This window comes from uncultured Sphingosinicella sp. (genome assembly GCF_963974575.1).
In the GTDB taxonomy this organism is placed as follows: Bacteria; Pseudomonadota; Alphaproteobacteria; order Sphingomonadales; family Sphingomonadaceae; genus Sphingosinicella.
Genome location: NZ_CAXBBQ010000006.1, coordinates 288,987 through 304,426 on the forward strand (window position 1 = coordinate 288,987; position 15,440 = coordinate 304,426).

The 15,440-nt window shown below is 60.0% G+C and carries 11 protein-coding genes and 1 tRNA gene; 5 read left to right on the plus strand and 7 right to left on the minus strand.

What is annotated here, in order from left to right:
- Positions 1-15: 15 nt before the first annotated feature.
- From AAC014_RS13230 to AAC014_RS13250, 5 genes are all read right to left on the minus strand, one after another.
- Positions 16-1,650, minus strand: coding sequence for a GMC family oxidoreductase N-terminal domain-containing protein (locus tag AAC014_RS13230; protein WP_137890625.1), 1,635 nt, complete (start codon positions 1,648-1,650; stop codon positions 16-18).
- A 76-nt stretch (positions 1,651-1,726) separates the two neighbouring features.
- Positions 1,727-3,151: an aldehyde dehydrogenase family protein gene (locus AAC014_RS13235; protein WP_157228455.1), complete on the minus strand. Its 1,425-nt coding sequence runs from the start codon at positions 3,149-3,151 to the stop codon at positions 1,727-1,729.
- A 231-nt stretch (positions 3,152-3,382) separates the two neighbouring features.
- Positions 3,383-5,992 (minus strand): TonB-dependent receptor, encoded by a 2,610-nt coding sequence (locus tag AAC014_RS13240; RefSeq protein WP_339709190.1) that lies wholly within the window; start codon positions 5,990-5,992, stop codon positions 3,383-3,385.
- A 438-nt stretch (positions 5,993-6,430) separates the two neighbouring features.
- Entirely contained in the window at positions 6,431-7,756 is a 1,326-nt protein-coding gene (locus AAC014_RS13245) for an integrase arm-type DNA-binding domain-containing protein (RefSeq protein ID WP_081095415.1), read from the minus strand.
- 190 nt (positions 7,757-7,946) lie between these two features.
- Positions 7,947-8,023, minus strand: a tRNA-Met gene (locus AAC014_RS13250).
- Between the two features lie 172 nt (positions 8,024-8,195).
- Between AAC014_RS13250 and AAC014_RS13255 the strand changes: the two genes are divergently transcribed.
- The 5 genes from AAC014_RS13255 (at position 8,196) to AAC014_RS13275 (ending at position 12,839) form a co-directional block, all read left to right on the plus strand.
- Positions 8,196-9,089 (plus strand): sulfotransferase, encoded by an 894-nt coding sequence (locus AAC014_RS13255; RefSeq protein WP_339709192.1) that lies wholly within the window; start codon positions 8,196-8,198, stop codon positions 9,087-9,089.
- A 135-nt stretch (positions 9,090-9,224) separates the two neighbouring features.
- Positions 9,225-10,154, plus strand: a complete 930-nt coding sequence (locus AAC014_RS13260) for an isoaspartyl peptidase/L-asparaginase (protein WP_339709194.1) — start codon at positions 9,225-9,227, stop codon at positions 10,152-10,154.
- Positions 10,151-11,383, plus strand: a complete 1,233-nt coding sequence (locus AAC014_RS13265; RefSeq protein ID WP_339709196.1) for an FAD-dependent oxidoreductase — start codon at positions 10,151-10,153, stop codon at positions 11,381-11,383. Before AAC014_RS13260 ends, AAC014_RS13265 begins: the two co-directional genes overlap by 4 nt.
- A 13-nt stretch (positions 11,384-11,396) precedes the next feature.
- Positions 11,397-12,338: a nitronate monooxygenase family protein gene (locus AAC014_RS13270; RefSeq protein WP_339709198.1), complete on the plus strand. Its 942-nt coding sequence runs from the start codon at positions 11,397-11,399 to the stop codon at positions 12,336-12,338.
- 99 nt (positions 12,339-12,437) lie between these two features.
- On the plus strand, positions 12,438-12,839 hold the full coding sequence (locus AAC014_RS13275; RefSeq protein ID WP_339709200.1) for a DUF3775 domain-containing protein: 402 nt from the start codon (positions 12,438-12,440) through the stop codon (positions 12,837-12,839).
- Here the strand turns inward: AAC014_RS13275 and AAC014_RS13280 are convergent, their stop codons facing one another.
- Together AAC014_RS13280 and AAC014_RS13285 are read right to left on the minus strand one after the other, a co-directional pair.
- Positions 12,840-14,729, minus strand: a complete 1,890-nt coding sequence (locus AAC014_RS13280; protein ID WP_339709202.1) for a GtrA family protein — start codon at positions 14,727-14,729, stop codon at positions 12,840-12,842.
- Positions 14,726-15,433 (minus strand): class I SAM-dependent methyltransferase, encoded by a 708-nt coding sequence (locus AAC014_RS13285; RefSeq protein WP_339709204.1) that lies wholly within the window; start codon positions 15,431-15,433, stop codon positions 14,726-14,728. The genes AAC014_RS13280 and AAC014_RS13285 overlap by 4 nt, the downstream gene beginning before the upstream one ends.
- Between the last annotated feature and the right edge of the window lie 7 nt (positions 15,434-15,440).

Here is a 15,440-nt window from a genome sequence, read left to right on the forward strand (position 1 = left end):
ATCCAATCGTCCAATTCAATATTCTGCGATGCTATTCTTGCTGCTCATATTATCGTGCCGGATCATGTCGGCGGCTTTCTCGCCGATCATGATGCAGGTTGCATTGGTGTTGCCGTTGACGACTGATGGCATGATCGAGGCATCGGCCACGCGGATATTTGCGAGGCCGTGAACGCGCAGGCGGTTGTCGACCACCGCCATCTCGTCGGTGCCCATCTTGCATGTTCCCACCGGATGATAAGCATGATTGGCTTCTGCCCGGATATAGGCGTCGATCTCTTCATCAGTTTCAAGGTAGCGGTCAGGATAGAGAGGCCGTTTCATCATCGCCTTCATGCGATCCGAATGCAGGATCTCCTGCACGACACGGAAGGCATTGCGCAACGTCTTGAGGTCGTCGGGATGACTCAAGAGATTGAGGTCCATCTTGGGATCGGATTCGGGGTTTGAGTCATGTAAGGCAACCCAGCCGCGGCTCTTTGGGCGCCCAATATTGAGAATGATCGTATAGCCCCATTTCGTCATCAGCTTGTAGTCGCGCGCATGGTCGCGATAGGCGAGCGGCACGACATGGACCTGGCAGTCCGCCCGGTTCTGCCCCGGCGCGGATCGCAAGAAACCGCCTGCAGCCGTGGGCGGCGATGCCAGCCAGCTTTTCCTTTGCGTGAGATACTGGAATAGGTCTCGCACGGTCTTGAGCGCGCCAACGACATTGAGTGCGATCCCGAGCCGCTTCTTCGACTGGTAGACCAGCATCAGGTCAGGATGGTCGTGAAGATTCTGGCCGACACCGGGAATATCATGAATCACTTCGATTCCATGCTTCTCCAACTCATCACGCGGTCCGATACCGGAAAGCATCAACAGTTGGGGCGAATTATAGGCGCCGCCGCTGACAATGACTTCCTTTTCGCACGGGATCGTCTTCAACTGCCCGTCCTGGGAATACTCGACTGCCACCGCGCGGTTGCCCTCAAACCTGATACGATGGACGCGGGCATGTACTTCGACGCGGAGGTTGCCGCGCCTGCCCATCACCGGATCAAGGTAACACGCCTTCACGCTGGCGCGCTTCCCGTCCTTCACGGTAAACTGATAGATGCCGACACCTTCCTGGCTGGCACCATTGAAGTCCGGATTGGCTTGATGGTCCAGTCCAGTCGCCGCCTCGATGAAAGCATCATAGACATCGAATTCGCGCTTGCCGTTGGATACGTGAAGCGGTCCCGACGAGCCGTGAAACTCATCCTCACCGCGCTCATTATTCTCAGCCTTGCGGAAATAGGACAGGACATCGTTGTAACCCCAGCCGTCGTTGCCGAGTTCGGCCCAGTGGTCGAAATCCGACCGGTCGCCGCGGATATAGACCATCCCGTTCATACCGCTCGATCCACCCAGCATCTTCCCGCGCGGATTGTAGAGGCGGCGGTCGTTGAGCGCCTTTGAAGGGTCGGTGTTGAACCGCCAGTTGAGCGTATTGATCCGATAGTCTTGGATCAGCGCCGCAAAAGCGCCGGGCGTGGACACAAGCGGCGAGGTGCCTGGGCCGCCTGCCTCGAGCAGGCAAACGGTGACATCGGGGTCCTCGGACAACCGGCTGGCGATAACGCCGCCCGACGACCCACCTCCAATAATTACATAGTCAGCCATTTGCTTCCCTTGTCATTCGACCCATGCTGGCGACCCGGCGTCATGCAACATGCCAGCATCAACCGCCGCAGCCACGTCAGAGGATCTTTTCGAAGATGTTGAGTAGTCCTTCGGTCTTGCTCGAATAGGGTGGCAGAAGTTGACCAAGCAGGCTGAGTTTCGGCTGAGAGAACACCGGCTTGTAATGAGTGAAGCGCTCGAAACTGGCGACGCCGGTATAGGCACCGATGCCGCTCTGTCCGATGCCACCGAAAGGCAGCCGGCGCTGGAAGACGTGCATGACCGTGCCGTTGAGAGTCACGCCGCCAGCGTGCGTTTCGGAAATGATCTTGCGCCGTTCCTCACTTTCGTCGCCAAAATAATAGAGCGCCAGCGGGCGCTCATGCCGGTTTACGTAGCGAATGAGCTCGTCTTCGGAGCGATATGGCATGATCGGCAGGATCGGTCCGAAAATCTCCTCCTGCATCATCGCCATGTCATCGGTAACGTCGAGAACCGCCAACGGCACGATCCGATGCCGTTCAGGAAGCGTTCCATCGCCGTTGTCCGAGAGGTTGAGCACCGTCGCGCCCTTGGCTTCGGCATCATCGAGCAAACCTTGGAGCCGCGCGAACTGTCGGTCATTGATGATACTGGTGAAATCGGGGTTGCTTGCCGCGTTGGGGTAGCATTTGGCAACCTGAGCGCGGAGTGCGGCGACGAAGCTTTCCATCTGATCGACATGGACGAAGGCATAGTCAGCGGCGATGCAGGTCTGGCCGGCGTTGAGCAGCTTGCCGAACACTAAGCTTTCACAGACTTGTGCAAGCGATGCACCCTTGCCCACGATGGCAGGGCATTTGCCGCCAAGTTCCAGAGTAACAGGTGTAAGGTTGGCAGCCGCCGCTTCATAGACTTTGCGGCCAACCGCGGGTGAACCGGTGAAGAGAATATGGTCGAAAGGTAGGGCCGTCATCGCCTGTGCCATGTCGGGCCCGCCCTGGACAATCGCGAATTCCTCTTCGGCGAAATACCGGCGCACAAGCCGCTCGCTGGCTTCGGCGGCGTTGGCGGAAACTTCGCTCGGCTTTGCGATCACGCGGTTGCCGGCCGCCAATGCACCGGCCGCGCCAACGAATATGGTGCCGAGCGGATAGTTCCACGTGCCGAGAACGCCCACCACACCTAGGGGCTGGGGGACCAGGCGCGATGAACCGGGAAGGCCGAAGATGTCAGTCTTCACCCGCCGCGGCCTCAGCCACGTCTTCAGATTGCGGCGCGCAAATTTAATTTCCGATATGCCAAGCATCAGGTCGAGCAGGATAGTCTCGTAGCGGGATCGAATGCCGAAATCGGCGGCAACGGCATCGACCAATTCGTCTCTGTGCTGCTCAAATATCCGGCCAAGGCGCCCGAGCAGGTCCATGCGTTCTTCGTAGCTGCGCGAAACCTGCTCACGCGTCCCTTCGCGTTGGGTCGCGAAAATTCGTTCCAGCTCAGTTCTGTTCCGAGACGCATCCACGTTAAATCGTCCGGAGGCGCGCTGGCCGCTCGGCGCTGCTCGCCTGGGCGGTGCTTTCAGCTGCGCCGATCTCAGTGATCACAGCGCGCTCGATTCTGTACGCCGTGCCGATGAATGAGGGACCGTTGCCGGTGGAACGCATCATGGATGCTCCTCGGTCTGAAAGTCAGGTCGAAAAAATCGGGGGCAGCGGGCGGGAGAGGATGCCCGCCGCCCCCGTCGCAGCAGCGATCAGAACTTGACTGTCGCTTCGACGCCATAAGTGCGCGGCATGCCGCGGTTCAGATAATCGTAGCCGAACACGTTCATGTTGAGGCCGTAGGTGTAGTAATATTTGTCGAACAGATTCTTCGCCCACAAGCTAACCGACATATTGTCGTGCGCATAGGTTAATCGCGCATTGGCGAGCCAGTAGCCCGGATTTGCGCATGTAATCGCCTTACCCGCGAGCGTTATGTTCGATCCCGCTGGGGGTGTATCGCACGGTGTCTGCCCATAATTCTTGAACGGATCAAAATAGTACTTGCCCATGTAGGACGCATCACCGCGCAAGGTCAGCTTGTTGGTGCCGTCATCGATCATATCCCAGTCGAATCCGGCCTGGAACGTAACCTCCGGCGCGTTCGGGAAGGGATTGCCGTTGACGTTCAATGTCGGGCTGGCCGGGTTTGCCGGATCGATCACATTGCCTTTGTACTTGCTGTTGAGATAGCCCAGCGAAGCATCGAAACGCAACGTATCGGCCACCTGCCAGGCGAGTTCGGCCTCGCCACCGAACAGGCGACCATTGGCGCTGCGCGTGAAGGTTGTAGCGCCGACCACCTGCGTTACTTGGTGATTCGAATACTCGTAGTAGAAGCCCGCGAGGTTAAGTTGGACGCGGCGATCGAACAGCCGGGTTTTGAGCCCCGCCTCATATGCATTCACCTTTTCAGGCTGGATATAATAGACTTGATTGACGCCCTGATAGGCAAGCCCGTTGAAGCTGCCGCTGCGGTAACCGCGACTGTACTGGAGATAGCCCATGATATCATCGGCGAACTCATAGCTGACATTGATACGGCCGGTTAGCCTGTTTGCCTTTTCGCGCTGCTCAAGCGGCGCGAGATTGGGGTTGTATGGATTGCTGTAGGGGACCAGGTTGACAACCGGCGTCGTACCGTCGAGCGCATAGAGGAAAGTGCTGCCGTTAAGGTAATTGACCTTATCCTGGGTGTAGCGTGCACCCACCGCCACGGTCAGCCGCTCGGTCGCTTTCCAGGTTACGTCGCCGTAGATCGCCTTCGAGGGGCGCGACACGTCAAAACGCTGTTCGCCGAGGATCGGGGTGAACGGAGGCGCGCCTGCCCCGGCGCAGCCCGCCGAAAAGCTACCCCCCATGCCGCCATTGCCCGTATTATTGATCGCGATGTCGGTCTGGAGTGCAATCAGCGAGCGTGCATCAAGGAAGCCGTTGGGATTGATCTCGATCGCGTCGCAGAATCCGGCATCGCCAGGCCCCAACGCCGGATTGGCGGCAAAGGCTGGGATATAGCGGATCGCGTCGGGCGTTCCGATTGCGGCGTTATTGTAGCTGCCCGGAAGACCGGCGCCAAGCAGCAGCGGCCTCAGCGCCCCGAAAAAGTCCGGGTAGTTGACCGTCTTGACCTTGTCCCTGCCATAATAAAGGCCGGCAATGATATCGAGGCGGTCGTTCGAATAGCTGAAACGCAGGTCCTGGTTGAAATTCTTGCTCGTCGACGTGAGGCCGATCGAGCAGAGATCGGCTGGGCCGCCATCGCAATCATCAGGATTGTTGATATAGTCGCCGGTGTCGTAGCCGGTAATCGAGGTGACGGAGAATTGGTCGCTGACATCCCATTTGATGTTGAGGGCTATCCCTTTCGACTTGCTGATGTTCTTACCTACCCGATCAACTGCGACCTCATTGTCACGCAGCAACCGCCCGCCTAGGAAAGGTTGCGGATCGTAACGCGAATAGCCGAGCGCATCCTGCCCGCCCGCGAGTTGACCACCTGCATAGGGCGCGGTGCCCCATGGATCGTCCTTCGCGGCATAGAGCTTCAAATTGATGTCGAGATCGGGATCGGGCCGGAAGCGGATCGAGATGCGACCGCCGATCGTATCGGTGGTCCCTAGGTCGCGCTCATTCCCAGGCAGTACATTGCGCTGCCAACCATCCCCTTTTGCAAAAGTACCGGCGACGCGGACGCCCAAGATGTCGGGAACCAGCGTCGCTTCAGCGGCGCCCTGCACCGTGAAAGTGTCGTAATTGGCATAGCCGGCGGTCAGATAGCCATTGGCCTCTCCCAGATCCGGCTTGCGCGTGAAGAAGCTGATCGCGCCACCCGTGGTGTTGCGACCGTAGAGTGTTCCTTGCGGTCCGCGCAGTACCTCGACCCGGTCGATGTCATAGAGTTGCAGGCCATGGCTCGCCCGGAAGCTCTGATAGACTTCATCGACATAGACGCCAACCGGCGACGCAGTGGAGGCGGAAAATTCGTTCGCCACTGAAATCCCGCGCAGCGAGAAATTCGGTTGGGTGCGACCATAGGGAGTGGTGACTTGCAGGCTGGGGATCGCGCCCATCAAGTCTGAGGTCTCCGTGATGCCGCGCGTGCGCAGCGTCTCGCCGCCTATGGCGGAAACGGCGGCTGGAACATCCTGCAAATTCTGTTCGCGCTTCTGCGCCGTGACGACGATTGTCTCAAGGCCACCTTCCTGCGCCTCGGGCTTTTCGCCCTGCGATGCAGCGTCCTGGGCATGTGCCGGCACTGCAAGCGCACACGCGATCGATAGCGCGGTGGCACAAAGCAAATTTGTCCTAAAGGCTGTGACCATGACTGTCCTCCCCACGGCATTTTTTGATTTGGCGCCATTTGCCGCGCCTTGGGGCTCATCGTCCAATTCAATTTGTTGGCGAACTATTCCTCCCACTCATTGATTAAGGACTGATGAGCCTGCACCGCTGACGCTTCGTGGCGACGCAAATAACCCCATATATTTCATTGAATTAGTCACGCTGAGCGCGTCCATCGGGACGGATGCGCGCGTTCTGCTCGCCCCAATCGAGCCCTTCCAGACGATGTATCGGCGTAATTGGCGGTCCCGGCGGTTTCCCTTGTCGAGTTGCAAGGGGAATCAGCTATGATGAGATGTAGTGAGATACGGTTTCTTGGAGTTCATTCTACTATTCGCGGATGCATCTAAGTAGCTGATATTTCTAACAACTATGGCAGAAAACCGCGCCTCTAAATCGGCGGTTCTGACTTTTGAGGCTCATCGCGAAGCCGCCCGAAGGGGGCGTTGCCAATACGGCTGTCTCTGGTCGCTTGGTGGCAGGTGCTGGATGGGAGCGGAACAGCGCATGAATTGTGAGAACTCGATAGGATTCTTCTCGACATTCGACACTGCGGTTGCCGCGTCGATCACGTCGGCCCAGTCTTGGAGCATCCGCCTTCGCGGTGTGAGATAGAGCGCACTGTTGTAAGCGCCGCGCACCTCATCCTCGTCCTCGTGAGCGAGCGCCATCTCGATCCAATCCGGCTTGTAGCGTTCGGCTTCGTTCGCCCAGGTCGAGCCGAGCCCCCTAAACCCATGTACCGTCTGCCGATGGAGATACCCCATCCGATAACAGGCATAGATCATGGTGTTCTCGGAAATAGACTTTCCAGGCTTGGCTCCGGGAAAGAGGAACGCATCGTTCGTCGCCTGCAAGCGGCGCTGAACGATCATTGCGGCCTGGCGGGACAGCGGAACAAGATGCTCACGTTCCATCTTCATGCGCTCCGGCGACAGACGCCATAGCGGGTTCGGTCCATAGAGATCCTCGAACTCGTCCCTGGCCGCGAAGCGGGTTTCGCTGGTTCGGACCCATGTGAGCAAGGTGAACAGCAGCGCGTCACGGGTGATCTCGCGGCGGCGCGGCGTGTCCTCGCCGTCATAGGCGAAGATCGCTCGCACCAGCTTCGGAAACTCCGCGAGCGGCACGCGCGCCATGTGCCTGACGGGCGGCTTGGGCTTGAGCGCATCGTTGAGGCCGAGCGTCGGATCGATGGTCGCCCAGCCGCTCGCGATCGCGAAGCGATAGATCTGGCTGACGTTCTGCTTGAGGCGACGGGCGATATCGAGGGCGCCGCGCGCTTCGACCGCGCGGATCATCTCGAGAATCTCGGGCGGGTCGATTTCCGTGATCGGACGCTTCCCGATGACCGGAAAGACGTCGCGCTCCATCCGGTTGATGACGCGCAGGGCATGGGCCGAGTCCAGCCCTTCAATACGATTGGCGTGCCAGGCCCGCGCAATCTCTTCGAACAGCTTGAGCGCGGCCCTCTGCTTCTTCGCCCGCTTCCTGGCCTCGGCGGGGTCCTCACCCTGATCGAGCAGCCGCTTGGCTTCGGTCCGCTTCTCGCGGGCGATCGCCAGCGTGACGGTCGGATATTTGCCGAAGCTCAGCAGTTTTTCCTTGCCGTCGAAGCGGTATTTCAGGCGCCAGAGCTTCGATCCGTTCGGCTGGACGAGCAGGTGCAGGCCTTCTCCATCGGACAGCTTGTAGGGGCGCTGCCGCTTGGTGGCGTATTTGACCTCAAGTTCTTTCAAAGCCATCTGGGGGTATCGCCTGTTTTGGGGACAGCCGAAAAATACCCCCAAAATACCCCCAATCCAAATCGCCGTGGGTGGCCGCAGCCGGTCGCACCGGGACGCCGGCGTACGCAACGGGACGCGAAAAATATTTGATTTTCCTCGAAAAATGTCTGCCAGTGGCCTCAGTGGGTCACTGGTGGACAATCCGGGTTGGTAGCGGAGGAGGGACTTGAACCCCCGACACGCGGATTATGATTCCGCTGCTCTAACCAGCTGAGCTACTCCGCCCCGAAGACCTGTTCGGCCCGAAAGCGGGGGTCATATAGGCGCGGGGGCTCCCCCGGTCAATCGTTCCTCGGCGTTCGCCCGTTAGAGGTTCAATCCATTTCGATTCCGCGCTACTATGCAGCTGGGCAGAATGGGGAAAACCGTGAAACCGGGGAGGGATATCGCGCGCGCTGTGTTCGCGCAGCTTGAGCCTGTGGCGCGCCGAATGGCGCCAAAACTTGATATTCCGCCTATCTTCATCGTGGGCCTCCCGCGCGTCGGCTCCACCCTCGCCTCCATTCTGGCGACCCGGCATCTCCGATGCGCATATTTTTCGAACCTCCTGATGGCGACGCCCGCAAGCCCGGTGTTGACGGCAATGCTTGCCGGGCCTCGGCGCGCGTTCGGCGGCACCGATGATCTTGCAAACCGTTTCGGCGAGACCAACTGTTCGCAGGGACCGAGCCAAGGCTACCGGTTCTGGAATCGGCATCTCGGCACATCGGAGACCCCCGCCCCGCTCGACGAGGCCCGGAAGGCCATGATGCGCCAGACGATTGCCGCGCTTCAGGGCATCGCTGGCGGCCCCTTTATCAACAAGTGGCAGAAGAACGGGCTCCGAATCCCGTTTCTGGCGGATCTGTTCCCAGGTAGCGTTTTCATCGAGATAACGCGCGATCCGCTGGATACGGCGCTGTCGATCCTCTCGGCACGGCGCCAAAGCCATGGCGGCGAGGCCGGCTGGTTCTCGGTGCGCCCGTCGACACTCACGCTTTCAGACTATGTCAGCGTTCACGAGCAGATCGCCGCGCAGGTGGCGGCGACGCGGGCGATTATCGACCGCGATCTGGGCGGGCTCCCGAAGGCCAATGTCCAGACCTATGCTTATACGACGATTTGCGCCGACCCGAAGGGTTGGTTGCGCCTCGTGGCTTTACACTATGAAGCGGCAACAGGCATCCCGATCGCCCTTAGAGACACGCCGGCGCAGAAACTCAGTGCACGCCATCCCCTTGCCGAAAAAGCGGATCAACACCTTCTCGGTGCTGCGCTCGCGCGATTTGAAGGCGCATTTCCCGCATCCTGATAGCGATCTGTTGCGCTCCTTCCCCGCACTGAGTAAGTCCTGCGCCAACGGTGGGGAGACGGGGTCATGATGCGAAATTCGCTTGGCATTGCAGCTGCCTTCGCCGTTTTTTTCCTTTCGAATGGGGCCTTCGCCATGCAGGATTGGACGCTTCTTATCCACGGCGGCGCCGGGGCGATGGCACCAGGGAAACTGGAGCCGGAGCAGGATGCCGCCCGGCGGGCCGGGCTCGCGGCGGCACTGGAGGCGGGGAAGACCGTATTGGCTTCGGGCGGCAACGCGCTCGATGCCGTCGAGGCCGCCGTGAAAGTTTTGGAGGATAATCCCGGCTTCAATGCCGGCCGCGGCTCAGTGTTCACCTATGAAGGCGTCAACGAGCTGGATGCCGCCATTATGGACGGTCGCGACCGTGCGGCTGGTGCGGTTGCAGGCCTCACCCGCACCCGCAATCCCGTCACTGCGGCGCGCGCCGTGATGGAAAAGAGCCCCCACGTCATGTTGCAAGGCCCCGGTGCAGACCGCTTCGCGCGCGAGCGCGGCCTTGATCAGGTCGATCCTTCGTACTTCCGGACGGAGGAGCGCTGGCAGCAACTCCAGAAGATGAAGGAGAATGCAAAGACCGGCGCGGTGTTCGACGCCGACATGAAATACGGCACCGTTGGCGCCGTCGCGAAGGATGTCCATGGCAACCTCGCCGCTGCCACGTCCACCGGGGGGCTTACCGGCAAGCGCTGGGGCCGCGTCGGCGATTCGCCGGTGCTCGGCGCAGGCACGTATGCCGACAATCGCGGCTGCGCTGTCTCGGCGACGGGATCGGGCGAATATTACATCCGTGTCGGCGTCGCGCACGAAATCTGCGCACGTATGCGTTTCGGCAAGGAAAACGTGCAGGCAGCGGCCGACGCCGTGCAGGCGGAAGTGAAAGCTCTCGGCGGCGTCGGCGGCGTCATCGCCGTGTCTCCAGACGGTGCATCGGCCTTTTCCTTCAATACGCCCGGCATGTATCGGGGGCGAGCGACCTCCGGCGGTGAGTTTTCCGTTCATATCTATGGGAATGAAGAGTGAGCAGTAGCGACGTACTGATCGTGGGCGCGGGACAGGCCGCTGCCCAGGCCGCCATCAGTTTGCGGATGGCGAACTTCACGGGCACCATCACGATGGTCGGCGCCGAAGCCGTTCCGCCCTATGAACGCCCGCCGCTTTCCAAGGACTATCTCGCCGGTGAAAAGGAAGCCGCCCGGCTGCTGCTTCGCCCCGAGGCGTTCTGGGCCGACAAGAACGTCACCCTGCATCTCGGCACGCGCGTCGTCGCGGTGAACCCGGAAGCGCGCACCGTCACCACGGATGCGGGCGAGCATCTCGGCTACGGCGATCTCATCTGGGCAGCCGGCGGCAGCCCGCGCCCCCTGCCCCTGCCTGGCGCCGACAGCCACAACGTCCACATGATCCGCACGATTGCCGACGTCGATGCCCTCCGCGCCGACCTTGAAGGCGGCGGGCCGGTGGTGATCATCGGTGGCGGCTACATCGGCCTTGAGGCGGCGGCTGTCCTCGTCAAACAAGGTCACAAGGTCACGCTGCTCGAAGCACTGCCGCGCGTGCTCGCGCGCGTTGCCGGAGAGACGGTGTCCCGCTTCTATGAAGAGGAGCACCGCGCCCATGGCGTCGATCTGCGCCTCTCCGCCGCCATTGAAGCGCTGGAAACAGAGGCCGGCCGCGTCACGGCCGTCCGTCTCGCCGACGGCGAGCGGCTTCCCGCAGCCGCGGTGATCGTCGGCATCGGCCTCGTGCCTTCTGTCGAGCCGCTTCTCGATGCGGGGGCGAGCGGCGGCAATGGTGTCGATGTCGATGCTTTCTGCCGCACGGCCCTTCCCCACGTCTATGCGATCGGCGATTGTGCGGCCCACGAGAGCCGTTTCGCGGAAGGCGCGCGTATCCGCCTCGAGTCGGTGCAGAATGCCGTCGATCAGGCGAAAACCGCTGTCGGCGCCATCCTCGGCAACCCGCAGCCCTACACGGCGACGCCGTGGTTCTGGTCCAACCAGTATGACCTCCGCCTGCAAACCGTCGGCCTCTCCACGGGCCACGATGCCACCGTGCTGCGCGGCGAGCCAAGCGCGCGCAGCTTCAGCCTTATCTATTTGAAGGGTGGCCGGGTCATCGCGCTCGATTGCATCAGTGCGGCGAAGGATTTCATTCAGGGGCGTGCACTCGTCGAAAAAGGGGCGGTCATCAATCCGGCCCGCCTCGCCGATGCCGGCACACCGCTGAAGGAGCTCCTGGCCGCATCATAGGGGGACTCACGCCTTGACCATGCCAGCGCTGTTTCGTGGGCGGCTTTCGATCCCGGTGATCGGGTCGCCGCTGTTCATCATCTCGAACCCTGATCTCGTCATCGCGCAGTGCCGCGCGGGCATCGTCGGCAGCTTCCCGTCGCTGAACGCCCGCCCGCTGGCGCAGTTCGAAGAATGGCTGCAGCGCCTTTCGAGCGAGCTCACCGAGAAGGACGCGCCCTACGCGGTCAACCTCATCGTCCACAAGTCGAACGACCGGCTGATGGACGACCTCGCGCTCTGCGTGAAATACAAGGTGCCGCTCATCATTACCTCGCTCGGCGCGCGCGAAGACGTGAACGCGGCAATCCACAGCTACGGCGGCCTCGTCTTCCACGACGTCATCACGGGCGCGTATGCAAAGAAGGCCATCGAAAAGGGCGCGGACGGCCTCATTCCCGTCGCCGCGGGCGCGGGCGGCCATGCCGGCACGCTCTCCCCGTTCGCGCTCGTTCAGGAAATCCGCGAATGGTTCGACGGGCCGATCGCGCTTTCGGGCGCCATCGCGAGTGGAAGTGCCGTGCTCGCGGCCGAAGCGATGGGCGCCGATTTCGGCTATATCGGCTCGGCCTTCATCGCCACCACCGAAGCGCGCGCCGACGAGCGCTACAAGCAGATGATCGTCGATAGCCGCGCGTCGGACATCGTCTATTCGAACCTCTTCACCGGCGTGCACGGCAACTACCTCGCCCCGTCCATCGTGAATGCCGGCCTCGATCCCGCGAATTTGCCGACCAGCGACCCTTCGAAGATGGACTTCGGCAGCGGCGGCAACACCGGCGCCAAGGCGTGGAAAGACATCTGGGGCTGCGGCCAGGGCATCGGCGCGGTGAAGGCCGTGCTGCCCGCCGCGGAACTCGTCGCGCGCCTGAAACGCGAATACGACGCGGCCAAAGCGAAACTCTGCGCCGCCTGAACCGTTCTCTTTGATGCGGCTCAAGATACCGCCGGGCCGCTGTGGCATGGTTGGTTCCGGAACAAGCCGCGACTCGAAGGCAAGGATCGGAAGCGCACGATGGAACTGACGATTTCTCTCGAAGAGGTATGCCGCATCGTGCTGAGGGCACGCGAATACGACGCGCAGGTCCCCGCCGTCGATCCCGACGACAGCTCCAACATGGCCGACGACAAGGCCGTGGACGTTCTCGAAGACTCCTCGAACACCTCTGTCGAGGAAGAGCTGCGCAGCATGATCGAGGATCTGAACGACGACGAGCAGACCGAACTCTACACGCTGATGCTGGTCGGCGCCGGCGACTACGACCCCGCCGAATGGGATGAAGCCCTCGCCACCGTCACCGACGAGATTTCAGACATCCCCGATGCCCTCATGCGCACCCCCATGCTGGCCTCACTCCTGGAAACCGGCCTCGCGGCGTTCGGGCTGGACTGCGACGGGCTGGGAACGGTGGGTTAGCTACCCGGGGTCGTCATCGCGAACCCAAAGCGCATACCCCTGAATGGAGTCCACCTTCCGATAGTTCTCCCAGACGGATGCAAAGCGAGGATCACCTGAGAGGTATTCGAGGTAATTGAACTTTCCGCCGATGAAATATGACTTCCGTTTGCGTTCATCGACGAAGACGTGACCGGGCTTGAAAGCGAGCAGATCGTCTACTGTTGCGCGGCGGGAATAATTCAAGATTTGCAGTGCCTGGCTGCATGACTGGTGATTGATCTGGCACTTGGGTTCAGAAAGCAGGCCCGCAGCACCCGGAACGAGCCATTGCGCAGGAAAACGGCTTGTCCAGGTTGCACCGGTCAGGTTGACGAAGGGGAAGCTGGCCCAAAGATTCGACGATAGCACCAGGACGGATGGTGCAACGCCGGGCACGGGATAAGCAGCCAAGAATGGGCGAAGGAGCCGTGATTTGTAAGGCCCTTCGATGACAGGCGGCAATAGCATCGCGGCGACTGTCATAACCGCTATCACGGCATAGAGTTTCCTGACGAAACCCCGCGCAATCATCGCGCAGAGTGTTAGCAACAGGAACACGTTCATGGGATATGCGTGAGATGGCCATCCCTTGAACTGGATCAAATAGGCCCCGCAAAAACCGGTCGCCACGGCAGCAAATCTCAATGCGAACGAATTTTTTGAAAATTCATACTGAAGAAACAACAAGTACAGGACGATTGGAAATACGAGAAAGTGCGGCTTCGTAATAACCAGCAGGGAAACGTATCCGTAGGCGTGATAAACTTCCGACGCCATTGGAACGATATTATCGATATACTCCCTGTGAAATACGAATATGAAAACAAAGTACAAGCCGCACAGCGTTGATATGGTTATATTTTCTAGCGAAAAAACAGCTCTACAGTTTTTCCCCTGCAAGGACGCAACCACTGAAACAAGCAGTGGCGCAAACAGGAAATAGGGTTTCATCGCCAAGCCGAAGAACGCAAATACGCCGAGGGCTATAGCCTCCAGAGGCTTCCTCTGGGAACCTGAAGGATCGAGGCAAAGCGCAAGGAAATATGGCAATGAAAAAATGAGCATCAGGTGCTCGCGCTGGCCAACGAAAGGAATCGGCAGCACGATCAGCGATATGATCGCAGCCGAAAAAACGGCGATGCGTTCCACGCGCGTCACATCTTCACTTGCCGCGACGATGCGTCCACACCAGACAAGCGACACGAACAGAAGGCCAGAAACGTAGATTAGAAACGCTGAAGTGCTTCCACTTCCTATCCATTGAGACACGAGTACCGGTGGTGCGGTTACGTAGAACGCCAGCGGGGGATTGATCTCAATGACATCGACATAGAGACGGGCGCCGTTCAGGAACTTTTCCGTGGCCACCAAATACCAACTCGTATCATGGTTAAAGGGCCGTCCCCAGAAATAGAGGGCGAATAGTGCCGTGGTGGCAAACGCCCAAGCAACGTACGACGCAAACATCGATCTTTCATCGAGATGATGCCCCGGACGGAACACCCAAAATTTGAATGCAACGAAGTTGAGGCTGGGCACAGCGAGGCCAACCAGCGCCAGCGCCGCCAGCATCGGCCACTGCAGCACGTGCGTGACAACAAACACGATTAGGGAGGAGGTTGCGAAACCAAGAAGGCTTGCGACTGCAAATCTGCCGAGCGCTTCTGAATGTTCGGCCTGCCTGTTGAAGGTCCAACTGAAGTGGCCGAGGTAGGCAAATACCACCGCACAAGCGAAACCGACGGTGTTGGCCGATCCAGGTGTAAGGCCGCCAAGGCTGCTGGCCAGATAGGCCGCAAAAAGGTGGAGAGCTGTTGCCGCGACCCCCACCGTACCAAAGCGGCCCGCCTGCACTGCAAACGCGGTCATGATTTCCGTAGCGACGCGTAAAGAGAAAGGCCGAATGGCAAGGGGACATTGCCGACGATCCAACGCTCCAGCCCAAATACGCCCGCCAAGGCTGCATTGACGACGGGATGAGGCATCAAGTCGGTTTCGGCATGTCTGTTGAAAACCCGTTCCGCGATGCGCTGGACGACGGCCAGCGGGAACAACAGGGTGTTGAAGTACGCAAGTTCAACAACCTCCAACCCGGCCTTCTCTGCGGCTTCGCGCAGGGAATCAGGTGTGTAGCGACGTTGATGATGGTGCAATTCGTCATGGCGAGACCAGAGCCAGGGCATCGCCGGCACGGTCAGCAATATACGCCCGTCGTCAGCAAGCCGCTGCGAGAGGGCCCGCAGCGAGTCACTGTCCCGTTCCACGTGTTCGAGGACATCGAACATCGTGATCAAATCGAAGTTCTTGCTTTCGAACGGAATGTTGTCCGGCATCTCTCCGAAAAGGATATCCCCTGCCCATTTGTCGCGTGCGCTTTGCCGAGCGCCTGCATCATATTCAAACGCGTGGACGTTTCCGAATTCAGCCAACAGGGGTAAATTTCCGCCTGTACCGGAACCCGCATCCAGCAGAAGTGGATTTTGCGCCTTATCCGCGAGATTCCGCGCCAGCAAGCGTCTCAAAATATGTCGCCGTCCCACGAACCACCAATGTTCGTCTTCCTGCGCGGCCATGCGCGTG